Origin of the sequence: Erythrobacter sp. JK5 (assembly GCF_018205975.1) — a bacterium.
Taxonomy (GTDB): Bacteria; Pseudomonadota; Alphaproteobacteria; order Sphingomonadales; family Sphingomonadaceae; genus Erythrobacter.
Window position 1 is genome coordinate 2,014,067 of record NZ_CP073577.1, and the last position, 24,936, is coordinate 2,039,002.

Annotated in this window: 19 protein-coding genes, 3 tRNA genes and 3 rRNA genes; 10 read left to right on the forward strand and 15 right to left on the reverse strand. The window is 62.8% G+C overall.

All coding sequences use genetic code 11. The annotated features are described in order from the left end of the window. Positions 1 to 40: 40 nt before the first annotated feature. The 6 genes from KDC96_RS09820 to KDC96_RS09845 form a co-directional block, all read right to left on the reverse strand. Positions 41 to 117: transfer RNA gene (locus tag KDC96_RS09820), tRNA-Met, on the reverse strand. Between the two features lie 284 nt (positions 118 to 401). Further along, positions 402 to 516 (reverse strand): 5S ribosomal RNA (gene rrf, locus KDC96_RS09825). Between the two features lie 123 nt (positions 517 to 639). Continuing rightward, positions 640 to 3,426: ribosomal RNA gene (locus tag KDC96_RS09830) — 23S ribosomal RNA — on the reverse strand. Positions 3,427 to 3,691: 265 nt separating this feature from the next. Then, positions 3,692 to 3,767, reverse strand: a tRNA-Ala gene (locus tag KDC96_RS09835). An 8-nt stretch (positions 3,768 to 3,775) separates the two neighbouring features. Next, positions 3,776 to 3,852, reverse strand: a tRNA-Ile gene (locus tag KDC96_RS09840). Positions 3,853 to 4,028: 176 nt separating this feature from the next. Further along, positions 4,029 to 5,514, reverse strand: a 16S ribosomal RNA gene (locus tag KDC96_RS09845). Together the 16S, 23S and 5S rRNA genes with 3 tRNA genes alongside form the textbook arrangement of a ribosomal RNA operon. A gap of 610 nt (positions 5,515 to 6,124) precedes the next feature. Between KDC96_RS09845 and KDC96_RS09850 the strand changes: the two genes are divergently transcribed. The 3 genes from KDC96_RS09850 (at position 6,125) to KDC96_RS09860 (ending at position 10,656) form a co-directional block, all read left to right on the forward strand. Further along, positions 6,125 to 7,699 (forward strand): lipopolysaccharide biosynthesis protein, encoded by a 1,575-nt coding sequence (locus KDC96_RS09850; RefSeq protein ID WP_212448271.1) that lies wholly within the window; start codon positions 6,125 to 6,127, stop codon positions 7,697 to 7,699. A 96-nt stretch (positions 7,700 to 7,795) separates the two neighbouring features. Next, positions 7,796 to 8,767 (forward strand): aspartyl protease family protein, encoded by a 972-nt coding sequence (locus tag KDC96_RS09855; RefSeq protein ID WP_212448272.1) that lies wholly within the window; start codon positions 7,796 to 7,798, stop codon positions 8,765 to 8,767. Positions 8,768 to 8,832: 65 nt separating this feature from the next. Further along, a complete protein-coding gene (locus tag KDC96_RS09860) occupies positions 8,833 to 10,656 on the forward strand; it encodes an ABC transporter ATP-binding protein/permease (RefSeq protein ID WP_212448273.1) in 1,824 nt (607 codons plus the stop codon). Positions 10,657 to 10,659: 3 nt separating this feature from the next. Here KDC96_RS09860 and KDC96_RS09865 read toward each other — a convergent pair whose 3' ends face one another. The 6 genes from KDC96_RS09865 to KDC96_RS09890 all read right to left on the reverse strand — a co-directional run bounded on the left by KDC96_RS09865 (position 10,660) and on the right by KDC96_RS09890 (position 17,626). Next, the gene (locus tag KDC96_RS09865; RefSeq protein ID WP_212448274.1) at positions 10,660 to 13,536 is read right to left on the reverse strand and encodes a pitrilysin family protein; all 2,877 of its coding nucleotides are present in this window, start codon (positions 13,534 to 13,536) and stop codon (positions 10,660 to 10,662) included. Positions 13,537 to 13,633: 97 nt separating this feature from the next. After that, positions 13,634 to 14,038 (reverse strand): ACT domain-containing protein, encoded by a 405-nt coding sequence (locus KDC96_RS09870; protein WP_212448275.1) that lies wholly within the window; start codon positions 14,036 to 14,038, stop codon positions 13,634 to 13,636. After that, entirely contained in the window at positions 14,038 to 15,375 is a 1,338-nt protein-coding gene (gene hslU, locus KDC96_RS09875) for an ATP-dependent protease ATPase subunit HslU (RefSeq protein ID WP_212448276.1), read from the reverse strand. Before hslU ends, KDC96_RS09870 begins: the two co-directional genes overlap by 1 nt. Positions 15,376 to 15,380: 5 nt before the next feature. Continuing rightward, the gene (locus KDC96_RS09880) at positions 15,381 to 16,487 is read right to left on the reverse strand and encodes an acyltransferase (protein ID WP_212448277.1); all 1,107 of its coding nucleotides are present in this window, start codon (positions 16,485 to 16,487) and stop codon (positions 15,381 to 15,383) included. A gap of 56 nt (positions 16,488 to 16,543) precedes the next feature. Next, positions 16,544 to 17,104, reverse strand: coding sequence for an ATP-dependent protease subunit HslV (hslV, locus tag KDC96_RS09885; protein WP_212448278.1), 561 nt, complete (start codon positions 17,102 to 17,104; stop codon positions 16,544 to 16,546). 36 nt (positions 17,105 to 17,140) lie between these two features. After that, entirely contained in the window at positions 17,141 to 17,626 is a 486-nt protein-coding gene (locus KDC96_RS09890; RefSeq protein WP_212448279.1) for an outer membrane protein assembly factor BamE, read from the reverse strand. Positions 17,627 to 17,841: 215 nt separating this feature from the next. On the opposite strand from KDC96_RS09890, the gene KDC96_RS09895 reads away from it, so the two are divergent. The 4 genes from KDC96_RS09895 to KDC96_RS09910 all read left to right on the forward strand — a co-directional run bounded on the left by KDC96_RS09895 (position 17,842) and on the right by KDC96_RS09910 (position 20,994). Next, the gene (locus tag KDC96_RS09895) at positions 17,842 to 18,369 is read left to right on the forward strand and encodes a ubiquinol-cytochrome C chaperone family protein (protein WP_212448280.1); all 528 of its coding nucleotides are present in this window, start codon (positions 17,842 to 17,844) and stop codon (positions 18,367 to 18,369) included. Next, the gene (locus KDC96_RS09900; RefSeq protein WP_212448281.1) at positions 18,366 to 18,887 is read left to right on the forward strand and encodes a DUF177 domain-containing protein; all 522 of its coding nucleotides are present in this window, start codon (positions 18,366 to 18,368) and stop codon (positions 18,885 to 18,887) included. The genes KDC96_RS09895 and KDC96_RS09900 overlap by 4 nt, the downstream gene beginning before the upstream one ends. A 110-nt stretch (positions 18,888 to 18,997) precedes the next feature. Then, positions 18,998 to 20,158, forward strand: coding sequence for an acyltransferase (locus KDC96_RS09905; protein ID WP_212448282.1), 1,161 nt, complete (start codon positions 18,998 to 19,000; stop codon positions 20,156 to 20,158). Continuing rightward, a complete protein-coding gene (locus KDC96_RS09910; protein ID WP_212448283.1) occupies positions 20,155 to 20,994 on the forward strand; it encodes a sterol desaturase family protein in 840 nt (279 codons plus the stop codon). Before KDC96_RS09905 ends, KDC96_RS09910 begins: the two co-directional genes overlap by 4 nt. 33 nt (positions 20,995 to 21,027) lie before the next feature. On the opposite strand, the gene ssb is transcribed toward KDC96_RS09910, so the two are convergent. The 3 genes from ssb to KDC96_RS09925 all read right to left on the reverse strand — a co-directional run bounded on the left by ssb (position 21,028) and on the right by KDC96_RS09925 (position 23,040). Beyond that, on the reverse strand, positions 21,028 to 21,552 hold the full coding sequence (ssb, locus tag KDC96_RS09915) for a single-stranded DNA-binding protein (protein ID WP_212448284.1): 525 nt from the start codon (positions 21,550 to 21,552) through the stop codon (positions 21,028 to 21,030). Between the two features lie 152 nt (positions 21,553 to 21,704). After that, a complete protein-coding gene (locus KDC96_RS09920) occupies positions 21,705 to 22,394 on the reverse strand; it encodes a COQ9 family protein (protein ID WP_212448285.1) in 690 nt (229 codons plus the stop codon). A 1-nt stretch (position 22,395) separates the two neighbouring features. Next, a complete protein-coding gene (locus KDC96_RS09925; protein WP_249171748.1) occupies positions 22,396 to 23,040 on the reverse strand; it encodes an ankyrin repeat domain-containing protein in 645 nt (214 codons plus the stop codon). Between the two features lie 98 nt (positions 23,041 to 23,138). Between KDC96_RS09925 and KDC96_RS09930 the strand changes: the two genes are divergently transcribed. From KDC96_RS09930 to KDC96_RS09940, 3 genes are read left to right on the forward strand one after another with little or no spacing between them, the layout of a single operon-like run. Beyond that, complete coding sequence (locus tag KDC96_RS09930; RefSeq protein ID WP_212448287.1) at positions 23,139 to 23,765, forward strand: SCO family protein; 627 nt, start codon at positions 23,139 to 23,141, stop codon at positions 23,763 to 23,765. Next, a complete protein-coding gene (locus KDC96_RS09935) occupies positions 23,753 to 24,196 on the forward strand; it encodes a YcgN family cysteine cluster protein (RefSeq protein WP_212448288.1) in 444 nt (147 codons plus the stop codon). Before KDC96_RS09930 ends, KDC96_RS09935 begins: the two co-directional genes overlap by 13 nt. Beyond that, positions 24,193 to 24,915 carry a M48 family metallopeptidase gene (locus tag KDC96_RS09940; RefSeq protein ID WP_212448289.1) on the forward strand — a complete coding sequence of 241 codons (723 nt, stop codon included), beginning with the start codon at positions 24,193 to 24,195 and terminating at the stop codon, positions 24,913 to 24,915. The genes KDC96_RS09935 and KDC96_RS09940 overlap by 4 nt, the downstream gene beginning before the upstream one ends. Positions 24,916 to 24,936 lie beyond the last annotated feature (21 nt).

Sequence of the window (24,936 nt, forward strand, 5' to 3'; positions counted from 1 at the left end):
GCCGAGCGACGGTCAGCATTGTGGAATTGAGTGAAGAGGTTGGTTGCGGGGGTTGGATTTGAACCAACGACCTTCAGGTTATGAGCCTGACGAGCTACCGGACTGCTCCACCCCGCGATACCGTTCTTGCCGGCTACGAGCGCCAGCGGCCGCATTTGCAGCCCCGGCTTTCCTCGCGCCTGACGGCGCTGCGGGCGGCCGGTCGGCCCTGCGGATCCTTCGGACCCGATTGGCCTGATCCGCGACTCCCGTCCCGGACCGACACCCCAGGTCATGACCCTGGGAAGCACTGGCTTCTTCCCCGCAGCTGTGCGCTCCAGAGACGCCAAAAGGGCCGCCCTTTGCAGGTCAGCCCTTCGACTTGTGAATGGGTTTTTTCCGCGCGTCCCACAGGCTGCAATGCCTGGCGGCGACCTACTCTTCCGTGCCTTGAGACACAGTACCATCGGCGCTGTCTGGTTTCACGGCCGAGTTCGAGATGGGATCGGGTGGGTCACAGACGCTATGGCCACCAAGCAATGAAGCCTGTGGGATGCGGGTTAAATCGATGCACCTTGTTCAAGGTGTGTTGGGCGTATCTGGCTGGAGAATTCCTCCACCGCAGACAGCCTTGCAGGGCTGTCGTTGACAGTGCGAACTCTCAAGCGCGATTTGAACTATTAGGACTGGTTAGCTCCACGCATTACTGCGCTTCCACACCCAGCCTATCAACGTCATGGTCTATGACGGTTCGAAGATACCTAATCTCAAGGGAGGCTTCCCGCTTAGATGCTTTCAGCGGTTATCCCGTCCGTACATAGCTACCCAGCGGCACGCCTGGCGGCATGACTGGTACACCAGAGGTACGTTCACCCCGGTCCTCTCGTACTAGGGGCAACTCCTTTCAAGTATCGACGCCCACGGCAGATAGGGACCAAACTGTCTCGCGACGTTCTGAACCCAGCTCACGTACCACTTTAATTGGCGAACAGCCAAACCCTTGGGACCTGCTCCAGCCCCAGGATGTGATGAGCCGACATCGAGGTGCCAAACGATTCCGTCGATATGAGCTCTTGGGAATCATCAGCCTGTTATCCCCGGCGTACCTTTTATCCGTTGAGCGATGGCCCTTCCACGAGGGACCACCGGATCACTATGACCGACTTTCGTCTCTGCTCGACCTGTCGGTCTCGCAGTCAGGCAGGCTTATGCCATTGCACTCTCGCAGACGGTTTCCAACCGTCCTGAGCCTACCATCGCGCGCCTCCGTTACTCTTTAGGAGGCGACCGCCCCAGTCAAACTACCCGCCACAGAGGGTCCCACTACCGGATAACGGTAGTTGGTTAGACATCAGAAAACAGCAGGGTGGTATTTCACCTATGGCTCCGCTTGGACTGGCGCCCAAGTTTCAAAGCCTCCCACCTATGCTACACAACTCTTTCCTAATGCCACTCTGAAGCTGCAGTAAAGGTGCACGGGGTCTTTCCGTCTAACCGCGGGTACTCCGCATCTTCACGGAGAATTCAATTTCGCTGAGCATATCCTGGAGACAGTGGGGAAGTCGTTACGCCATTCGTGCAGGTCGGAACTTACCCGACAAGGAATTTCGCTACCTTAGGACCGTTATAGTTACGGCCGCCGTTTACTGGGGCTTCAATTCGGAGCTTGCACTCCTCCTCTTAACCTTCCAGCACCGGGCAGGCGTCAGACCCTATACGTCGTCTTGAAGCCGACTTAGCAGAGTCCTGTGTTTTTGATAAACAGTCGCTACCCCCTGGCCTGTGCCCCCGCTAAAAGTTGCCTTCTAACGGGGCCTCCTTCTTCCGAAGGTACGGAGGCAATTTGCCGAGTTCCTTCAGGATACTTCTCTCAAGCGCCTTGGTATACTCTACCTGACCACCTGTGTCGGTTTCGGGTACGGTCTATACGGAGAGGCTATTTCCTGGAACGACTTGGCAGCATGACCAATCCAATAAGGCCACACTACTTCCGCCATCCGTCACACATCTCCAGGCCCACGAATATTAACGTGGTTCCCATCGACTACCCCCTTCGGGCTCGTCTTAGGGGCCGGCTCACCCTGCGCCGATTAGCGTTGCGCAGGAACCCTTGGTCTTTCGGCGAGAGGGCATCTCACCCTCTTTATCGCTACTCATGTCAGCATTCGCACTTCCGATATCTCCACCGTCGGTTACCCTTCGGCTTCATCAACTTACGGAACGCTCCGCTACCGCTGCAGTAAACTGCAACCCTAAGCTTCGGTGCATATCTTTAGCCCCGTTACATCTTCGCCGCAGGAACCCTTATTTAGACCAGTGAGCTGTTACGCTTTCTTTAAAGGATGGCTGCTTCTAAGCCAACCTCCTGGTTGTTTTGGGATTCCCACATGCTTTCCCACTTAGATATGACTTGGGGACCTTAGCTGTAGGTTAGGGCTGTTTCCCTTTTGACGACGGACCTTAGCACCCGCCGTCTGTCTGCCAGACAAGACTCGATGGTATTCGGAGTTTGGTTAGGTTTGGTACCGCTCGCGCAGCCCTAGCCCATCCAGTGCTCTACCCCCATCGGCATACATCTGACGCTCTACCTCAATAGATTTCGCGGAGAACCAGCTATTTCCCGGCTTGATTGGCCTTTCACCCCTAAACACAACTCATCCGAGCATTTTTCAACATGCAACGGTTCGGTCCTCCAGTGCGTGTTACCGCACCTTCAACCTGGTCATGCCTAGATCGCCGGGGTTCGGGTCTAATCCAACATACTCAGTCGCCCTATTCAGACTCGCTTTCGCTTCGCCTACACCTAACGGCTTAAGCTCGCATGCTAGATTAAGTCACTGACCCATTATGCAAGAGGTACGCTGTCACCCCCTATGGGGCTCCAACTGCTTGTAAGCATCCGGTTTCAGGTACTGTTTCACTCCCCTAATCGGGGTGCTTTTCACCTTTCCCTCACGGTACTGTGTTCGCTATCGGTCATGTACGAGTATTTAGGCTTGGAGGGTGGTCCCCCCATGTTCAGACAGGATTTCACGTGTCCCGCCCTACTCAAGTCCTTTTCAATCGCTTTCGCATACGGGGCTGTCACCCGCTATGGCCACACTTTCCAGAGTGTTCTGCTAGTTTATGAAAAGGCACTGGCCTGGTCCCGGTTCGCTCGCCACTACTACGGGAATCTCGGTTGATGTCTTTTCCTCCGGGTACTGAGATGTTTCAGTTCCCCGGGTTTGCTTCACCAAAGCTATATATTCACTAAGGTGATACCTTATCCACCTCTCTCGTTGGCCCCGAAGGACCAATGAAAGAAATGGTGAAGGTGGGTTTCCCCATTCGGAAATCGCCGGATCAAAGTTTGCTCACAACTCCCCGACGCTTATCGCAGCGTGCCACGTCCTTCTTCGCCTGTACATGCCAAGGCATCCACCAAATGCTCTTACCTCACGCTTGAGAATCCACACCATCAACGACAGGCCTGCATAAAGACCGGTTCGTCTTCGCGATGATGCGGAGGAATTATCTCAGCCAGATAATCAATTTGATTGATTTGTGATGATATCGATCACGCGGAACTCTGACCCGAAGGTCGTTATCCTTTGCGACGATACCGCCACGGCATCGATTTAAAAACCCATTCACAATGTCAAAGACGGCGACTGAAAGTCGCCTGACCCGCCGAGGCGGGATCCGCTTTCGTTTCATCTATCGGAATACCTGGTGGAGCCTATCGGGATCGAACCGATGACCCCCTGCTTGCAAAGCAGGTGCTCTCCCAGCTGAGCTAAGGCCCCTTAGGTAATGGTGGGCCTGAGAAGATTTGAACTTCTGACCTCACCCTTATCAGGGGTGCGCTCTAACCAACTGAGCTACAGGCCCACACCTGTCCTTCGCCGACCTTGAGGCCGCGAGGGGCGTGAGCCGACTCAGGCAAACAGCACCCTGAAGCGCTGTTTTCCGATTGATGAAAGGACATGAGGACGACGGCAATGTTCTTTGGAAGCTGCGAAGCACTTCCCGGGACAAGCCCAGGCGCTTTCGCAAACAATCCTTAGAAAGGAGGTGATCCAGCCGCAGGTTCCCCTACGGCTACCTTGTTACGACTTCACCCCAGTCGCTGATCCCACCGTGGCTCGCTGCCCCCTAAAAGGTTAGCGCACGATCTTCGGGTGAAACCAACTCCCATGGTGTGACGGGCGGTGTGTACAAGGCCTGGGAACGTATTCACCGCGGCATGCTGATCCGCGATTACTAGCGATTCCGCCTTCATGCTCTCGAGTTGCAGAGAACAATCCGAACTGAGACATCTTTTGGAGATTAGCTAACCCTCGCGGGATCGCTGCTCACTGTAGATGCCATTGTAGCACGTGTGTAGCCCAGCCTGTAAGGGCCATGAGGACTTGACGTCATCCCCACCTTCCTCCGGCTTATCACCGGCAGTTTCCTTAAAGTGCCCAACTAAATGATGGCAACTAAGGACGAGGGTTGCGCTCGTTGCGGGACTTAACCCAACATCTCACGACACGAGCTGACGACAGCCATGCAGCACCTGTCACTAGGTCCCCGAAGGGAAGGAGTCTGTCTCCAGAAACCGTCCTAGGATGTCAAAGGCTGGTAAGGTTCTGCGCGTTGCTTCGAATTAAACCACATGCTCCACCGCTTGTGCAGGCCCCCGTCAATTCCTTTGAGTTTTAATCTTGCGACCGTACTCCCCAGGCGGATAACTTAATGCGTTAGCTGCGCCACCCAAGCTCTATGAGCCCGGACAGCTAGTTATCATCGTTTACGGCGTGGACTACCAGGGTATCTAATCCTGTTTGCTCCCCACGCTTTCGCACCTCAGCGTCAATACCTGTCCAGCGAGTCGCCTTCGCCACTGGTGTTCTTCCGAATATCTACGAATTTCACCTCTACACTCGGAATTCCACTCGCCTCTCCAGGATTCTAGCTTTCCAGTTTCAAGGGCAGTTCCGGAGTTGAGCTCCGGGATTTCACCCCTGACTTAAAAAGCCGCCTACGCGCGCTTTACGCCCAGTAATTCCGAACAACGCTAGCTCCCTCCGTATTACCGCGGCTGCTGGCACGGAGTTAGCCGGAGCTTATTCTCCAGGTACTGTCATTATCATCCCTGGTAAAAGAGCTTTACAACCCTAAGGCCTTCATCACTCACGCGGCATTGCTGGATCAGGGTTTCCCCCATTGTCCAATATTCCCCACTGCTGCCTCCCGTAGGAGTCTGGGCCGTGTCTCAGTCCCAGTGTGGCTGATCATCCTCTCAGACCAGCTATAGATCGTCGACTTGGTAGGCCATTACCCCACCAACTATCTAATCTAACGCGGGCCCATCTAAAGGCGATAAATCTTTGGTCCGAAGACATTATCCGGTATTAGCTCAAATTTCTCTGAGTTATTCCGAACCTAAAGGCAGGTTCCCACGCGTTACGCACCCGTGCGCCACTAACCCCGAAGGGCTCGTTCGACTTGCATGTGTTAGGCATGCCGCCAGCGTTCGTTCTGAGCCAGGATCAAACTCTCAAGTTTGTGTCACATACTAGGCAGGCACGGGGCGAACCCCGCCAACCTGCCAGGCATGAGCTTCAAGGAGCCGATACCTGCACTGTCAAACGTAATGGATACGAATGAACATGCATCACCCAAGCCGCCTGTGGAGGCGAACGAGGATGTGGCAATCGGCTTCAAGTTAACCGGTATCCGGAGCCTTGAGGTCCCCGGACCGGGCGCCGTCGCCCACATGTCCCTTCATCAAAAACCAACAATGTCAAAGAGCCAACCAACAAGCAGAAGCGGACAGCGATGGCTTCCCCGATTTGATACCGGGGGACCGGCTATCCGTGCGTGTTGGCGACCAACCCAGCGGAGCGGGAAAATCCCGGCAGCGCCGCGTCGGTGACAGGGCATATATGGGTGCCCTCGGATTCGGTCAACGCCTTTTTGCAATTTTATTTCGTGGTGGCGCAAGAATGGCGGATTTCCGTCAGTTCCGCCCTTCCCTCGCGCATCCGAAATGGGGACGTGCGAGCCGATCTCAACCCCGGATTAACGATCGAAGCCCCTGGAGCGCCGCGATTCACCTGTGAGTCGTCGCTCTGCTCGCGCAGAATCTTCACCTTTCGCGGTTACAGGCCAACCCATGAATCGCGACCTCGCTTCTTCCGAATCGATCCGGGAGCCGGATCCGCTCGCCCCGCGCGACGGATCCGAGACCACTCCCGACGACAGCGGATTCGCCTCGCGCGTGCGCTCGGCGGTCGCGTGGCGCTGGGGCACTCAGGTCGCGGCGCAGATCATCACCTGGACATCGACCATCCTGGTGGTCCGTCTGCTGGACCCGACCGATTACGGGCTGTTCGCCATGAGTCAGGTGGTGCTGACCGCGCTTGCCTTTCTCAACGGTCACAGTTTCGCGACCTCGCTGGTCCAGACCGAGCGGATCGACGAACGCCGGATCGGGCAGATCTTCGGATTGCTGCTGATGTTCAACGGTGCCCTGGCTGCGATCCAGTTTGCCTTTGCGCCCTATGCCGCCGCCTATTTCGGAGAACCGTTGGTCGCGAACATGCTGCGCATTCAGGCGATGATCTTCCTTACGGTCCCGTTCACCGCGCTACCTGCCGAATTGCTGGCGCGTCGCCTCGAGTTTCGCCGCCAGGGTCAGGTCAACATGGCGAGCGCGGTGGTCGGCGCGGCGCTGGCGTTGACACTCGCGTGGCAGGGGTTCGGCGTATGGTCACTGGTCTATGCGCCGATCGCGATGTTCGTCACCCGCGCAATCGGACTGACCATCGCCGCCGGCCTGCGGATCCGGCCGATCTTCGACCCGCGCGGCGCGTGGGATCTCGTCACCTTCGGCGGTACGCTGACCCTGTGCCAGCTGTTCTGGATCGTCCAGAGCCAGAGCGACATCGTCATCGCCGGCCGATCGATGCCGACCCACGACCTCGGGCTCTATTCCGAGGCACTGTTCCTCACCCTGATCGTCACCGGACGTTTCATCCCGCCGATCAACGAGGTCGCGCTCGCCGCCTATTCGGAGCTGCATCGCGCCAAACGCCCGCTCGGACCCTATTTTCTTAAGACCGCGCGGATGGTCATGATGGTCAGCGCTCCGATCTACATCGGCCTTGCGCTGACCGCCGAAGACGCGATCCTCACCTTGTTCGGACAGAAATGGGCCGGGATGATCCCGATCGTCGGCGGGCTGGCGCTGGTGATGCCCGCCTTTGCGCTGCACCTGATCTGTTCGCCGGTGACCAACGCCATGGGGCGCCCCAGGGTCTACCTCACCACCAGCGTCGCGGGTGCGATCGTCATGCCGCTCGCATTCCTGTGGGGGGTCGATGGCGGGTTCGGTGCGCACGACACGCCGGCGATGGGTCTCGTCCATGCCTGGTGGCTTGCAGCCCCGGCGCTGTGCCTTTTCACCCTGGCGATGACGCTGCCGCGCATCGGGGTTTCCCCGCTGGCGCTGGCGCGCGAGCTCGCGCCGATCGCGCTGGCTTGCGGGATGATGACGCTCGCTGTCGTCGCGGCGCAACGTTTCGCGCCGTTCGGTGCGCCGTGGACCGAGCTCGCCTGGAATGGGCTGGTCGGGGCAAGTGTCTACGCCGCGACCTTCTGGTTCGGCTTCAACCGGCTGGTGCGCGAGACGTGGGCGATGCTGCGCGAACGCGAAGCGTCTCCGGCCGCGGCGCTCTCCCCTGCCTGACCGCGCGACGCCCGATTTGGGCGGAGCATCATTGTCTGGTATCTTGGCACGGACGGCGCGGAACCACTTCGGGCGCGCCGGACGGGATAGGACCACATGATCACGCATTTCTGGGCGCTGCCGGCACTGTCGATTGCGCTGTTCGATATCGGCGTCGAGCCGGTGAAGCCGGTCGAGGAGCAGGCGGTCGCCCCCAACCTGGCCGACCCGACGACCGAAATTCTCGACCTCGACGAAGAGCGCAACCAGCGCCTCACCATCCCGGTGATGATCGGCGGAGCGGGTCCGTACGATTTCATGATCGACACCGGCAGCCAGGCGACTGCCGTCACGCACGAGATCAACGAAAGTCTCGGCCTGACCCGGCTCGGCACCGCGACGCTGGTGGGCATGGCGAGCCGCCGGACGGTCGATATCGTCGAAGTCGACAACCTCGAGGTCGGCAGCCACACGATCAACAATCTCGTCTCCCCCGTGCTGTATCGCGCGCATGTCGGCGCGGACGGGATCATCGGGCTCGATACGCTGCAGGATTTCCGGGTGCTGATCGACTTCCGCGAGGAGACGATCGCGGTCCAGGACACCACCGCTTCGCAGGATCGCAAGGGGTTCGAGATCATCGTGCGGGCGCGGCAGGAGCTGGGTCAGCTGCTGATCACCGACGCGCTGGTCGAAGGAGTGCGGGCGACCGTCATCATCGATACCGGCGCACAGGGGAGCCTCGCCAACACCGTCCTGCAGGAACGGATCCGTACCAAGCGCGCTTCCGAAGTTACTTCGACCGACGTCAACGGCGTCTCTCTCGTGGGTCAGATGTCGTATGTCCGCTCGCTCGAGATCGAGGGGCTGACACTTACGAACATTCCGCTGGCCTTTGCCGATGCGCCCGCTTTCGAAGCGCTCGGGCTGAAGGACAAGCCGGTGCTGTCGCTCGGCATGCAGCATCTCAAGCTGTTCGACCGGGTCGCGATCGACTTTTCGCGCCAGCGCATCCTGTTCGATCTGCCACGCGATGTCGCGCGGGCGATGCGCCGGGCGAAGCGCCAGAACGGGGTGCGGACCTTCTGACGCCGCACCGGCAATAGGGCGTTGCGCTTGCGCGGGGCACCTGCGCGCCCCACATCGCGGTCTTCATGACTGCCCATCCCGCCCAGACCGAAACACGAGTGCCCGACGCTGAAGGCTGGCACACGCTGCGGCGATTCCTGCCCTATCTGTGGCCGAAGAAGAACCGCGGGCTGCGGGTGCGCATCGTCACCGCGATGCTGTTCGTGCTCGCCGCCAAGGGCGTGATGCTGGCGCTGCCCTTTGCCTATAAGGGTGCGGTCGATGCGATGGCCGGACCGGTCGGCGACGGGGCCACGGTGGCACTGGCGCTGGTCGCCGCCTACGCGCTCGGCCGGTTCACCTCGGTGCTGTTCGACAACCTTCGCAACATGGCATTCGAGCGGGTGGGACAGGACGCGACGCTCAGCTTCGCCGAAGACGTGTTCCACCGGCTGCACCGCCTGTCGCTGCGATTCCACCTGTCGCGCCGCACCGGCGAAGTGACCAAGATCATCGAACGCGGAACCAAGAGCATCGACATGATGCTGTACTTCCTGCTGTTCAACATTGCCCCGACCGCGATCGAATTGATCGCCGTCGGCGTGATCTTCTACATCAATTTCGGGTGGGAGCTGGTGTTCGCCACCGGCCTGACGGTGGTGGCATATATCGCGGTCACGCGCTGGATCACGGAATGGCGCGCCGCGCTGCGACGCGAAATGAACGACCTCGATGGGCAGGCACTGCACCGCGCGGTGGATTCGCTCCTCAATTTCGAGACGGTCAAGTATTTCGGAGCCGAACGCCGCGAAGAGGCGCGCTACAGCCAGGCCGCGCGCGCCTATGCCGAGGCGGCAGTCAAGTCGGAGAACTCGCTCGGGCTGCTCAACATGACGCAGTCGCTCATCACCAACCTGCTGATGGCGGGGGCGATGGCCTATACCGTGTGGGGCTGGAGCAAGGGGCAGCTGACGGTCGGCGACCTGGTGTTCGTGAACACCTACCTGCTCCAGCTGTTCCGCCCGCTCGATCTGCTGGGATGGGTCTATCGCACGATCCGGCAGGGGCTGGTCGACATGGCCGAGATGTTCCGGCTGATCGATACCGATATCGAGGTGCGGGATTCACCCGGCGCGCCCGCTCTAGTGGTGCGCGAACCGCACATTACATTCGACAACGTGACGTTCGGCTACGAGCCTGGACGCACGATCCTCAACGGCCTCAGCTTCGAGGTGCCCGCCGGTTCGACCGTGGCGATCGTCGGCCCGTCCGGCGCGGGCAAGAGCACGATCGCGCGGCTGCTGTTCCGCTTCTACGATCCGCAAGGCGGACATATCCTGATCGACGGGCAGGACATCGCAGCGGTGCAACAGGAAAGCGTGCGCGCGGCGATCGGGATCGTGCCGCAGGACAGCGTGCTGTTCAACGATACGCTCGCCTACAATATCGCCTATGGCGCCGAGGATACGGACATGGCGACCGTCGAGCAGGCCGCGCGCGACGCGGCGCTGATGCCGCTGATTAAGCGCCTGCCCGACAGGTTCGAAACCACGGTGGGCGAGCGCGGGCTCAAGCTTTCGGGCGGCGAAAAACAGCGTGTCGCAATAGCGCGGACGCTGGTGAAGGATCCGCCGATCCTGGTGCTCGACGAAGCGACCAGCGCGCTCGACACGCGCACCGAGCAGGAAATTCTCGATACGCTCAAGCGGCTTGAGCGCGGGCGCACCACGATTGCGATCGCGCATCGGTTGTCGACGATTGCCGATGCCGATCGCATCCTGGTGCTCGATCACGGCCAACTGGCGGAGAGCGGAACGCATGCCCAACTGCTTGCAGCAGCTGGCCTCTACGCCGAGATGTGGCAACAGCAGGCCGCCGAGCGGCGCGAGGAAAAGGAGGCGGCTGAGTAGCCGCTATTCCGAATCAGCGCCTTCCGGTTCCCCCGGCGACCGGCGCAGGTTCGCCGATGCCAGGTCCAGCTGGTCCGCCGGGATAACCTCGACCTCTCCCCGCACGTCCTTCAGCGCTTCGAGAAATTGCGCGGAATTGCCGACGATCACCACCGTCGCCTTGGCCGGATCGACGTAGTCCTGCGCTGCGGCGCTCGCCGCCTCGGGCGTGACATCGGACAGGCGCTGCGCGAACCGCACCGCCTCGGTCGGTTCCAGCCCCTGCTGCAGCAGGTCCGCCACGATCGCGTTGAACCCGCCGCTGGTCTCCAGCGCACGGGCCCGGCTGCCCGCAAGATACAGGCGCCGCCGCTCGAGCAGATCGTCGTCCAGCGGCTCGGTGCCGAGGCGTGCAAACTCCTCGAGGAATATCTGCACCACTTCGTCGGCGGTTTCGTTCTTGGTCTGCGCGCTTGCCGTCAGAATCGACGCGTCGGCACGGTCGGCGAAGCCCGAATAGGCCCCGTAGCTGAGCGAGCGCTTGGTGCGGACTTCTTCGAACAGCCGCCCGCTCGATCCGCCGCCCAGCACGCTGTTGGCGAGTTCGAGCGGATAGTAGTCGCTATCGACCCGTGACGGCGCGCGCACCGCGGCGATCACCGCCGCCTGTCCCGCATCGGGCATGTCGATCACAATGGTGCGGATCGGCTGGGCATCGCCCGCCGCCGCTTCGGGCACAGGCCCGGTCGGCGTCGAAACGCTCCAGTCCCCGAACATCGATTCCGCCACCGCCATCGCGCGGTCAGGCGTGATCCCGCCGCTGACGACGATCTGCATCCTCTCGGGGTGCACATAGCCCGCGCGGTGACACAGCAGGTCCTCGCGGGTGATCGCCGCAAGGCTCTCCGACGTTCCGTCGGGCTGGGTTCCGTAGGGGGCATCGCCATACATCGCGACCCGCACGACGTAGCGCGACAGCCCGCCCGGTTCCTTCATCGAGACCTGCAACCCGTCCATCGCACGCTTGCGCTCGCGATCGAATTCGCTCTGCGGATAGGTCGCGCCGCGCACGATCTGCGCAGCAAGCGCACCGGCCGCTTCGAGATTGGACACCGGCGCAGTCAGGCTGAAGCTGGTGCCGTCGCTGCCAGCACCTGCCCCGAAAACGGCACCGAGGCTTTCGAACCGGGCCGCGATGGCTGCGGCATCCATCCCCTCGATCCCCTTGTCGGCAAGGATTGCCGCCATTTGCGCGATACCCGCCTTGTCGCGCGGATCGGTCTTGCTGCCACCCGGAACCAGCATCGATATCGTCGCGATCGGCACATCGCCGGTTTGCACCGCGACCACGCGAATGCCGTTCGACAGCGCGCCTTCGACAATCTCGGGCTCGGCGACCTCGGGCGACGGTCCCGGTCCGGGAGGCGCCATCCGTTCGCTCTCCGGCCGGACCTGCCGGATCTGGCCGGTGGCCGGCGGCAGGGTGCGGAATTCGGGCATCGGCACCGGGTTCGCATAGGTCGAAGGATCGTCCTCGCCGGCGGTGTAGGTAATCGTCACCCGCTTCTTCGGATCGAGATAGCGTGCCGCGACACGCCGCACATCGGCAGCGGTGACCTCGGTAATCTCGGCCAGGCGCTTATCGGCGAAGTCGGGGTCGCCGCTCGATACCAGCGCTTCGCCGAGCTCGAACGCCCGCCCGCGTGCCGTTTCGCGGCGCCGCAGCGTGCTGGCGACGATTTCGCTCTTCGCTTCGGCGATCTCGGCTGCGGTCACCGGTTCGGTGCGGATGCGCTCGATCTCGGCGTCGAGCGTTTGGGTCGCCTGCTCCATCGCTTCCTCACCGCTGACGATCACGTAGGCGGCGATCTGGCCTGCTTCGCGGAACAGCGAAACCGATGCGATCGCATCGACTGCCTGACCGCTGCGCACGAAGGCATCGTCGAACCGGCTGCTGTCGCCGCGCGACAGGATCGCTTCGAGCACTTCGAGCGCGGCGGCATCCGGATTGGTCGTGGCCGGGCCTTTCCACAGCGCACCGACCACCGGCAGCGGCACGTTCGGCGCGGTCGCATTCACGGTGCGCGGCTGCGTGAGTTCGGGCTCGCGGATATCGATGGCGAGATCGACCGGATTGGCGCGCGGCGGAATGTCGGCGAAATACTGGTCGACCAGCTCGCGCAGGCGCGAAAGCTCGAAATTGCCGGCCACGATCAGCGTCGCCGTGTCCGGCCCGTAGTATGCCTCGTAGAAAGCGCGCGCATCGTCGAGCGTCGCGCTGTCGAGATCCTCGATCGAGCCGATCCCCGGGCGGCGATGCGGCATCAGGTCGAACGCATTTTCCGGAAGGACGAAGCGCTGCAACCGGCCGTAGGGCGGCGCGAGCACGCGCTGGCGCAGTTCCTCCTTCACCACCCCGCGCTCGGTCTCGAACACTTCTTCGTCGACCACGACCTTCGCCATTCGCTCGCGGTGGGTCCACAGCATGGTTTCGAGATAGGCAGCGGGCACCTGCTCGTAATAATTGGTCCGGTCGATCCAGTTCGACGCGTTGCGCGTGCCGCCGATATCGGCGGTGAGGCCGTAGATCATGTTGTAGGGCATGTTCTCGGTCTTGCGGCTGAGAATATGTTCGAACAGGTGCGCGAAGCCGCTGCGCCCGTCCGGGTCGAGCTTCGATCCGATATCGTACCACAGGGAGGTGGTGACGGTGCTGGTCGTGCCGTCGGGGAGCGCGATGACCCGCAGGCCATTGCCGAGCGTCCACATCGTGTAATCGATCTCCGGCGCGCTCAGCGCGGTGGTCGCTGCGTCGGCATTCGCATGGTCGTCGGCCAGAGCCGGTGCAGCAGCAGCGAATGCCATGGCGGCTGCGCCCGCCAGCATCATATTCCTGATCATCGAGTTGGTCCCCGTTTGCGTTTCGGGCACCGGTTAAAGCGCACCGCCGCCTCGGGCTCAAGGGATGAACCCCGTCAGGCCTGCAAAATGCCGATTCCTATCGACGCGCGTCTTCGGAAAGGCCCTGCAGAATGCCCAGCGCCTGCTCGCGGCGCGTCCACGGAACGAACAGATGATCGTGGTGGTATCCCGCAATCGCGTTGCAGGCGATACCCGCCTCCGCAAGCGCAGCGGACACCGCTGCCGTAAGCCCGACGCCTTCGAGGTCCGATTGCAACTGCAGCGTGATCCGCGCGAACAGCGCTCCCCCGGGTTCGGGCTCGAGCGCTTCGATCACGACGGTCGCCGCCTCGTCTTCGCGGATCAGGGCGAAGGGTTCGCCGACCCACTCGGCACCTGCGTCCTCGTGCGGCAGGGCGAGGAAGCGATAGGGTGCGGCATGGAGCCAGGGTGCCATCCCGGCCAGCATGTCATCGAGACCGCTGACGGGCTTGTCCGGCATCAGAGGATGTATTTCGACAGATCGCTGTCGCCCGCCAGATCGGCGAGGCGCTCGCGCACATAGGCGGCGTCGATCGTGATCGTCTCGCCAGCGTGCTCCTCAGCCTCGAAGCTGATTTCCTCGAGCAGTTTTTCCATCACCGTCTGCAGCCGCCGCGCGCCGATATTCTCGACGCTCTCGTTCACCTGCGCCGCGATCTTCGCGACTTCGGCGACGGCGTCGTCGGTGATGTGGAGCGTCACGTCCTCGGTCCCGATCAACGCGCGGTATTGCTCGACGAGGTTGGCGCGGGTCTCGGACAGAATCCGCACAAAGTCCTCTTCGGTCAGCGCGCGCAACTCGACCCGGATCGGCAGGCGGCCCTGCAGTTCGGGCAGCATGTCGGACGGCTTGGCGACGTGGAACGCGCCGCTGGCGATGAACAGCACGTGGTCGGTCTTCATCGGGCCGTACTTGGTCGAAACCGTGGTGCCCTCGATCAGCGGCAGCAGGTCGCGCTGCACGCCTTCGCGGCTGACGCTGCCGCCGCGCACGTCGCTGACCGCGATCTTGTCGATCTCGTCGAGAAACACGATGCCGTTGGTTTCGGCATTGGCCAGCGCGACGCGGGCGACGTCGTCCTGATCCATGCGCTTTTCGGCTTCCTCGTCGACCAGCTTGTCCCACGCATCGGGCACGCGCAGCTTGCGCCGCGCGGTCGGCTTCTTGCCGAACGCCTTGCCCATCATGTCGCTGAGATCGATCATCCCGACATTGCCGCCCATATTGCCCATGTCGAACGGCATCGAGCGGTCTTCCGCGACTTCGATCTCGACCTCGACATCGTTCATCGCGTTCTGGACGATCCGCTCGCGAAAGCTTTCGCGCGTCGCTTCGGACGCGTTGTCGCCGACCAGCGCGGTCAGCAGCCGCTCCATCGCGGCTTCGGAAGCGGTTTCGCGCACCGCGTCACGGCGGCGGTCCTTTTCGAGCCGGATCGCTTCCTCGACCAGGTCGCGGGCGATCTGTTCGACGTCGCGCCCGACATAGCCGACCTCGGTGAACTTGGTCGCTTCGACCTTCACGAACGGCGCCTCGGCCAGCTTCGCCAGACGGCGGCTGATTTCGGTCTTGCCGCAACCGGTCGGGCCGATCATCAGGATATTCTTGGGCGTCACTTCGTTGCGCAGTTCCGCGCCCAGCCGCTGCCGCCGCCAGCGATTGCGCAGCGCCACAGCGACCGCGCGCTTGGCATCCTTCTGGCCGACGATATGCTCGTCCAGCGCCGCGACGATGGCTTTCGGGGTGAGATTGTCCAAACCGGGAGTGTCCGTCTCTTGTGTCGTTGTCTTCAGCATGCCGCTCATGTGGCGTCGGCGAGGCGAGGTTCAAGCCGTGCGCGCTTCGCGTCCACGGCAAACTGACGGTTGAGCCAGCGGGTCATCGGCCGCTCGACATGGCGGAAGAACAGCCACGACAGGCCATAGACCATCGCAAAAGCCAGCGCGAAATAGGCCCACGGCCCGCCATAGAACCGCAACTGCCCGAACACCCACATCGCGATCCACGCGATCGGCACGTGCAACAGATAGACCGCGTAGCTGCTGTCCCCCGCGAGCGTGATGAACCGCGGAAACGGCAAGCGCAGCGGCCCGCCGACGATCGCGGTGAAGAGCAGGATGGCGGGCAGCGCGCACCAGCGCAGATAATCGACCCCGTAGCCGACGCCCGGATCCGGCGGGACCGCGAAGACCGTGGCGGGAACGAACGCGGCGGCGCACGCGATCCGGAACCAGGCGGGAAGCCGCCGCCCGCTCACCGCCAGCCAGCCGAGCGCCATGCCGACGATGAACAGCAGGAAGATCGGCTGGGTGAAGGTATGCAGGACCGGCGACTCGAACCGCATGGTCAGCCCGACCAGCGACAGCGCGAGGCAGGCCGCGCCGGTGAATGCCATCGCCGCGATCCGCCCCTGCGCGATCATCACGCCGAACAGCATGTAGAACACCATTTCGTAATAGAGCGTCCAGCCCGGCCACAGCACCGGCAGCGGCTTGCCCCCGCCCCCGCCAACGCCGTCGGGCCAGTAAGGAATGAGGGCGATCGACTTGGCGATCTTCTCGGTGCCGAACCACTGGCCCTGCAGCACCAGCATCACGATGACGAACAGGATCGTCGCGATCCAGTAGGGCGGCATCGCGCGGATGATGCGGCGTACCCAGAATATCCGCCGCGCCTGCGGATCGCCGAACAGCGGCCCGGAAGAGACCACCATGATGTATCCGGAGATCAGGAAGAACACCATGATCGCGGCATTGCCGGGCAGGTTCGCGCCCAGCTCGAACCCGAGCCCCGGCCCGACATGGCTGGCAAAGCCCCAGCCGACATGGCTGACGACGACGATCAGGCCGGAAAGCGCGCGCATCAGCTGGATGTGGGTCAGCTTGCCGTCGTGAATTTGAGCGCCCATCGCTCCCCCGGCCCGTGCTGCGATCAGCCGCTGACGCCGGGACGGCGCGCCGTCAGCTAGACGCTTTCGAGCGTTACATTGCCGTTGGTGAACACGCAAATGTCGGCAGCGACGGCCATCGCCTTGCGCGCGATGGTTTCGGCGTCGTCCTCGTATTCCGCGAGGGCGCGCGCGGCGGCGAGCGCGAAATTGCCGCCCGATCCGATCGCGGCGATCCCGCCTTCGGGTTCGAGCACGTCGCCATTGCCGGTCAGCACCAGCAGCGTGTCCTTGTCGGCAACGATCATCAACGCTTCGAGATTGCGCAGGTACTTGTCGGTTCGCCAGTCCTTGGCGAGCTCGACCGCGGCGCGCAGCAACTGCCCTGAATATTGTTCCAGCTTCTTCTCAAGCCGTTCGAACAGGGTGAAGGCATCGGCTGTCGCGCCGGCGAAACCGGCGATGACCTTGCCGCCCTCGCCGATCCTGCGGACCTTGCGGGCGTTGGGTTTCATCACGGTGTTGCCCATCGAGACCTGCCCGTCACCGGCAATCACGGTGGTGTCGTCGCGCCTGATGCCGACGATCGTGGTGCCGTGCCATTGGACAAGGCCGTGGCTGTCGCTGTGCTGTGTCATGCCGCGAGATATGGGCGCTCGCCCTGGCCGATCAAGCTACGGACCGCCCGGACCCGCTCCCGGCGCGCCAACCTGGCCGATATTGCCGAACAGATCTTCGAGGAAGCCACGCTCCCGGCCCAGAGTGGGCGTCTTGTCGCCATCAGGCTGGAGGTAGACCACCTGGTCGATCCCGCTGCGTTCGACCGCAGCGACATTGCCCGACGCATCGAACTTTACCGCGAGCACGCCGTGATTGCGGATGCGCGGGCGCACGAACGGCCGGCGTCCGGTGACGCTGGAAACGTAATACCAGGTCGGATCGCCGTACTGGCTGGTGAAGCTGGGGCGGCCCAGCGTGCCTTCGACCGAGCGCTGGTTGTCGATCCCGGGCTGGATCGAATCGAGCAGCACCTGATCGGTGATGTAGCCGCGCGATTCGCGGATCGAGGTGCATCCCGCAACGCTTGCGGCAGCGCCCGCCAGCAGCACCGCCAGCCACAGCTTGCGACGACCAGTATCGATATTCCGAAGAGCTTGCATCGAGCCGTTCTATCCCGTCCATTGCCGTGCGCACGCAGCGCACTATATCGCATTGCGAAGGGCTTTAGGGGCCTCGGCCCGGCCTTGCAACGCCGCTGCCGCAAGCAGCTGGGGTGAAGCGGTTGAATTGCGGCTGAATGCGGTGGAACATCGCTGCGGCCCGGGGGTTGGCCTCACATCCGCCTTTCAGTCAAGAACAGGAATCGAAGCCCGCCATGTCCTTTATCTCACGCCTGCTCGGAACCGCGCCCGATCCGCGCGAAAGCGTTCGCCCCCTGTGGCACCGCGTGGTCGAGCTCGCACGCGAGCCGGGCTTTTATACCGATTGCGGGGTGGCTGACACGGTGGGGGGACGGTTCGATCTGATCACCGCGATCCTGTGCACCGTGATGGTGCGGGTCGAGGCTTCCGACATGCGCGCCGAAAGCGCACTGCTGGCGGAACTGTTCGTCGAGGACATGGACGGGCAGCTGCGCGAATTCGGGATCGACGACGTAGTGGTCGGCAAGCACGTGGGACGGCTGATGAGCGCGCTCGGAGGCAGGCTGGGAGCCTATCGCGGGGCGCTCAACGCGAAGGATCGCGAAAAGCTGATCGCCGCCGTCACCCGCAACGTCACCTTCAATGACGATCAGGACGAGGCGAAGGGTGCCGCCTGCGTTGCCGACAAACTGCTTGCCCTGTCCGGAAGGCTCGCCGACCGCAGCGACGAGGAGCTGATCAAGGCGAGCGGGATCTGGTGAGCGCGCCCGAACTTTCGCGACCGGTGAAGGTCCGCCCGCTCACGGGCGATCCGGTGCTGGTCGAAGCCGACGCGGCGGAGCGTGCGGCGCTGGCGGAGCGGTTCGGACTGTCTGCGGTGAACAGCCTGCGCGCCGAGATTGAACTCGAAGCCAAGGGCAAGGCGATCCGCGCCACCGGCGACCTCGAAGCCGAGATCGTTCAGGTGTGCGCGGTCTCGGCAGAGGATTTTCCCGTGTCGATCCGCGAGCCGATAGACCTGAGGTTCGTTCCCGAAGGCGCGTCTGCGGCCGATGAGGAAGAGATCGAACTCGAAGCCGACGATTGCGACGAAATCGAATATGCGGGCGAGACCTTCGATCTCGGCGAAGCGGTAGCGCAGACGCTCGGCCTCGCGATCGACCCCTATGCCGAAGGCCCCAATGCCGAGGCCGTGCGCAAGGCGGCAGGTATCCGCGGCGACGACGCGCCGAGCGGCCCGCTGGCCGAGGCACTGGCGGCGTTGAAGAAGGACGACTGACCCCGGGCTGTGCCTATGTGGCACAGCGAACCGCCCCGGATTCGCGTTGACATCCTTCGGCCTCGGGTGTCACCTGCCCCCTTGGGGGAAATCGGACCGCGCAGGGAGACATGCAGGATTCCGGGGGGAACTACTTTTCGTTCGCAAAACAGGCCTATCACAACCCATGGCTTGATTTGCTGCGATCCCTTGCAATCTTTCTGGTCCTGCTCCGGCACGGAGCGGTGATTGAGAACACCGGTCCGCCCGAAGGCGCGCTGTCCAACTTCTTCCTCAACGGCTGGGCCGGGGTCGACCTGTTCTTCGTCCTGTCGGGTTACCTTATCGCAAGCGGATTGATCCGGCGGTTCGGCGCAACCCGATCGCTGTTTCCGGTCGGTTACTTCAAGGACCGCATCCTCCGCATCGTGCCAGCCTATTACGCGGTGCTGCTGCTGTGCCTGCTGGGATTCTTTCCGGGTTTCCGGATCCTGAGCGAGGATCCCGGCACGAGCTTCGTCGCGCACCTGCTGTTCCTGCAGGATTACACCGGGTCCGACATCAATGTCGTGTTCTGGTCGCTGGGCGTCGAGGAGAAATTCTACATCATCGCACCCGTCCTGGTGCTCCTGCTCCTCAAGGCCGGGTCGTGGCCGACGCGGCTCGCGCTGGCGGCCGGCATCCTGCTGGTTTCCCCGCTGGGCCGCGGCCTGACCTTCGAAGCGATCGATCAACCGGTTGCCTATTTCGATTTCTTCCATGCGATGCGCAGCCCGTTCCACATGTCGCTCGAAGGGTTCGTGGTCGGCATTGTCGTCGCCATGTTCCGCGCGAACGGCCGGGCGCTTTCGCGGACCCTCGCGCTGGCGGGATTGTGCATCAGTGCCATCGTTCTGGTGCTGTGGCTCGGCTCGCACGATTTCTACGCCGACATCACGCGCATCGATGCCTGGCTGCAGCCGACGGCGCTCGCTCTGCTGTTCGGCGTCATGCTGCTTTGTGCCGCGTCGCTTGCGGGCGAGGAGCTGAAATTCGAGCCCTTCTTCCGCGTGAACGCGCGGCTGAGCTACGCTCTCTACCTGGTGCATTTTCCGCTGATCCCGCTGGCTTTCGCCCTCGGCAAAGCGCAGCACCCGCTCATCTTCTGGGGGTGGTACCTGCTGGTTGCCTACGCGGCTGCACTGGTGCTGCATTTCGGTGTCGAGAAGCCGTTCCTCAATCTCAAGCAGCGGCTCAACGCCCGCGCATCCCCGGCACCGCCTGCCGCGCAAACGGAGGTGGCATCGCCATGACCTTCCTCGAAAACTATGCGGACCGGTTGGTCTACCTGCTGTGCGCCGCGATGATCTTCATCCCGCTGGAACGCATTCTCCCGCGGATCAGGGAACAGAAGATCGTGCGCGCCAACCTGACGCTCGACGTACTCTACATGCTGCTGGGCGCGCTGGCGACGATGCTGCTGTCGGTGTTCTTCATCGCGATCGTGGTGAGCCTGCTCGGTCCCTGGATACCCGGCTCCGCGTCCGAATTCGTTGCCTCGCAGCCGGTCTGGCTACAGGTCATCCTGCTGATCGTGGTGGGGGACTTCTACTATTACTGGGCGCACCGCACATTTCACGCAGTCCCGCTCCTGTGGAAATTCCATGCGGTTCACCATTCGATCCAAGACCTCGACTGGGTCGCCGCGCACCGGACGCATCCGGTGGATACCGCGCTTACCAATTCGGGTGTCCTGATCCTGGCGATCCTGCTCGATTTCAGCGTTCTCGCGGTCCTGATCTTCAGCTTCCAGTTCTTCTGGCATTCGCTGCTCAAGCATTCGAATGTCGCGGTCGGATGGGGACCGCTGCGGTGGGTCTACCTGACTCCCACTTTTCACCACTGGCATCATGCCAATGTGAAGGAAGCGTATGACAAGAACTTCGCCGGGCAATTGCCATTGTGGGATGTGCTGTTCGGCACCGCCATCATGCGCGAGGACGAGGGTCCCGCCCGATACGGCGTCGACGATCCGGTACCGGTCACATTCCTCGGCTCCCTCGCTTACCCCTTCCGGCCGCGCCGCAGCGATGACGACAACCCGGCGGACCCGGGCAAGCCCGGCCTGGAGGAGCTGGCGCGGGATTGAAGGCGGGCACAATACCGCCCGGCAGGCGCCCGATCAGAACGGAATATCGTCGTCGAGATCGTCGTAGCCACCACCCTGGCCGCCGCCCGAGCCGCCGCTTCCGCCACCGGAACCGCCACCGCCCTGGTTCCAGCCGCCTCCGCCGGAGCCTCCGTTCTGGCCGCCGCCATAGCCGCCTCCGCCACCCGAACGTCCGCCCCCGCCCGGGGCGCCATCGAGCATGGTCAAGGTCCCGTCATAGCCGCGCAGCACGACCTCGGTGGTGTAGCGGTCCTGCCCGCTCTGGTCCTGCCACTTGCGGGTCTGCAGCTTGCCTTCGATGTAAACCTTGCTGCCCTTCTTCAGATAGTTTTCGGCTACGTTGACGAGACCTTCGGAGAAGATCGCGACGTTGTGCCATTCGGTGCGTTCCTGCCGCTCGCCGGTGTTGCGATCCTTCCACGTCTCGCTGGTTGCGATCCGCAGGTTGCAGACCTTCCCGCCGTTCTGGAAACTGCGCACTTCCGGGTCCGCGCCCAGATTGCCGATCAGCATGACCTTGTTGAGCGAACCCGCCATCGAAAAACCCCTTCCCGTGTCATATGCAAGCGCGGCGATCGGGCCGCGCGATTCTCAACGGGTCATAGGACAGGCGACCGGGCGACGCGACCCGGCCAGGCGCTTTTCCACCTCCAATATGGCGGAAACTACGTATTCTTCGCCTTGGGTGGCTATCGACTTGGGTAGCGCAACCGTCCGAGAAAACGGGTCAGGCTGGGCAGCTCACGGTCGGAATTGAGCAGTTTGGCCTTGGCCTTTTCGAACCGCATCACCCCGTCGATCCGGCGATCGAGAAATTCGAACGTCTTCGCCTTGCTCTCGCTGTCGTCGTTCACGAACACGGCAAGCGTCGCGCTGTAGATGCCCGACAGGATCGCGCGCTTGGTGTAGTGATTGTAATCGGTCGCGGTGTCGCCCGCGAGCCGCCACATCAGGTCCGCCGAACGCCAGCCGATCTGGAGCGCGCGCGGCGCGTTGTGCGGCATCGCCATGACGGCCAGCGCGCGGCGCACCGCCTCGTCGATATCCATCACCGCCTCGAGCCGGAATGCGACCAGCGTACGGATCCGCTCGCGAATCTTGAGCGCCGCCAGCCTATCGGCCGGCCATTCGCGCTCCATCGCCTGATCGACGCTGATCACCCAGGCATCGATCATGTCCATCGCGCGGCCGTTGAGCGGCTTTTCGGGAAAGGCAAGCTTCGCGATATCGGGATCGGCACCTGCCATTTCCGCCGCCGCGAGCAACGCCGTCTCGGTCCAGCCATCGAAGATCGCCGATGCGGCAATGTCGGGAGCCAGCGCAATGCGCAATTCGTCGAGCGTTATGTCGGCGAAGTGGGTCGGTGATGGAGTCGTCATGTCAGAAAGAAGGGCCGTATTGCCGAGTGGTTCCCTCTTTCTCGCGATTGGCATCGGCAGCGGCGAATTCCTGCATGATCCGTTCGTTGCCATTCATCAGTTCGGCATAGTCGCGCGCCGAGCGCCCCGAATTGTCGTTCTGATCCGGGTTCGCGCCCTGCGCGAGGAACCGGCGGACCAGCTCGACATTGCGCTGGTGCACAGCGGCGATAAGCGGGGTTTCGCCCTGCTGATCGGTGACATTGACCTGCGCCCCGCCCTTGATCAGTTCTTCGACCCCGTCGACGAAGCCGAGCGTCGTGGCGACCTGGATCGGGGTGAGCCCGTTGCGATTGCGAATGTTGGGATCGGCGCCGCGCTGGAGCAGAAACCGGATCCACAGCACATCGCGCCGCTTGGCCACCACGTGCAGCCCGGTATCGCCGGTGGTGATATCGCGCGCGTTGATCACCGTCGTGCCGGGCTCGTTCAGCATCTGGGTGACGGTGTCACCGTCGCGCTCATCCACCGCTTCGAGAAACTTGTAGCCATCAGAGTATAGCTGCGCGGAGGCCGGAGCGATTGCAGCCACGCCTACGAACGCTGCAAAACTCGCACTGGCAATCGCGATGCCGCGCCCTAACTTGCGCAAAACGGAGCGCCCCACGGTTTGATCCTTTCGCTTTTCCTGCCACATACCGCGAGAAACATTCCAGCGGTCGGGCCGATCTTCAAGCCCGATGCGTCAACGCCAGTTAGCAGAGCATGAACCACAACGCCAAGCCTTCGTCCAACCCGCTCCGTGCGCTCGCAGCTTTGGCGATAGGCGCGGCCCTCACGCTGTCGGCCTGCAGCGGTCCGGTCGACGCTGGACCGGGAGAGCCGCCGCTCGCAGGCGCCGATATCGGCGGCGAATTCGCGCTGTCGGGACCAGGAGGCGAAACCGTGCGCTGGAGCGATTTCGACGGGCGATACCGGATCGTGTATTTCGGCTACGCCTATTGCCCCGATATCTGCCCCACCGATGTGCAGCGGATGACGCAAGGGCTCAATATCGCGAGCGAAGCCGATCCCGATCTCGCCCCAAAGGTCCAGCCGATCTTCATCACGATCGATCCCGAACGCGACACCCGCGAAGTGGTGGACGAGTTCACCGGTGCCTTTTCGGAGCGGCTGATCGGGCTGACCGGTACGCCCGATCAGGTGAAGGCCGCAGCCGACACCTTCCGCGTCTATTACGAAAAGGGCGAGAGCACGCCCGACGGCAGTTATCTGATGAACCATTCGAACATCGTCTACCTGTTCGGCCCGAGCGGCGAGCCGCTGGCCACCTTGCCGGTCGACCAGGGTGCCGATGCGGTCGCCGCCGAAATCGCGAAATGGGTGAGTTGAGGGACGCCTTCTGGGAGCTCCCGCTGGCGGAGCTGACCCGTGCGGAATGGGAGGCGCTGTGCGACGGGTGCGGGCGGTGTTGCCTGCACAAGATCGAGGATGCCGATACCGGCGAAATCGCCGACACCAACGTCGCCTGCAAGCTGCTCGATACCGGAACGGCGCAATGCCGCGACTATCGCAACCGCAAGGCGTTCGTCCCCGATTGCCTGCGGCTGACGCTGGCGATCATGGACGATGTGCCGTGGCTGCCGACGACCTGCGCCTATCGCCGCCGCGCCGCCGGGAAGTCCTTGCCGGAATGGCATTATCTCATCAGCGGCGATCGCGAAGCGGTGCAGCGCGCCGGCGTTTCGGTGGCTGGCCGCGTTGTGAGCGAAACCGATGCGGGGCCGCTGGAGCACCACATCGTCGAGTGGGAGCGGGCATGATCGACTGGCTCAAGCGCGGAGCGACCGATCCCGAGATCGAACTGGGCGGCGAAACGCTGCCGATCGTGCTGCGCCGGCATCCCCGCGCCAAGCGGCTGACCTTGCGGCTCGCGCCGGACGGCAATTCGGTGCAGATCACCTTGCCGCAATGGGCGCGATCGCACGAAGCGATAGCCTTCGCCCATGCCCGCGCCGAATGGCTCAACGCGCAGCTGGCGAAGATCCCGCGCGCGGCCGAACCGGCACCGGGCGGCGACGTGCTCTATCGCGGCGAAAGGCTGGAGCTCATCTGGGATGAGAGCGCTCCGCGCCGACCCCGGCATGCCGGGGGAACGCTTATGCTCGGCGGCCAGCAGTCGGGCTTCGTTGCCCGCGTGCGGCGATGGATGGAGCGCGAGGCGCTGGCGCTGTTCGAAGCCGACGCGGGCGAATATTGCGCCGCAGCCGCGCTCGATCCGGTGCCGGTCGCGCTGTCGCGCGCGCAAAAGCGCTGGGGCAGCTGTTCGGACAAGGCCCGTATCCGGATCAACTGGCGGCTGGTGCAGGCTCCCGACCCTGTCCGCCGATCGGTGGTCGCACATGAAGTCGCGCATCTGGTCCATTTCGACCACAGTCCCGACTTTCACGCGCTGCTCGGCGACATCTACGAAGGCGACGTCAAGGTCGCCGACCGCTGGCTGAAGCAGCACGGTCGCTCGCTCTACGCGAGCTTCGGGTGATTCCCGATCGCCCCGCGTGGA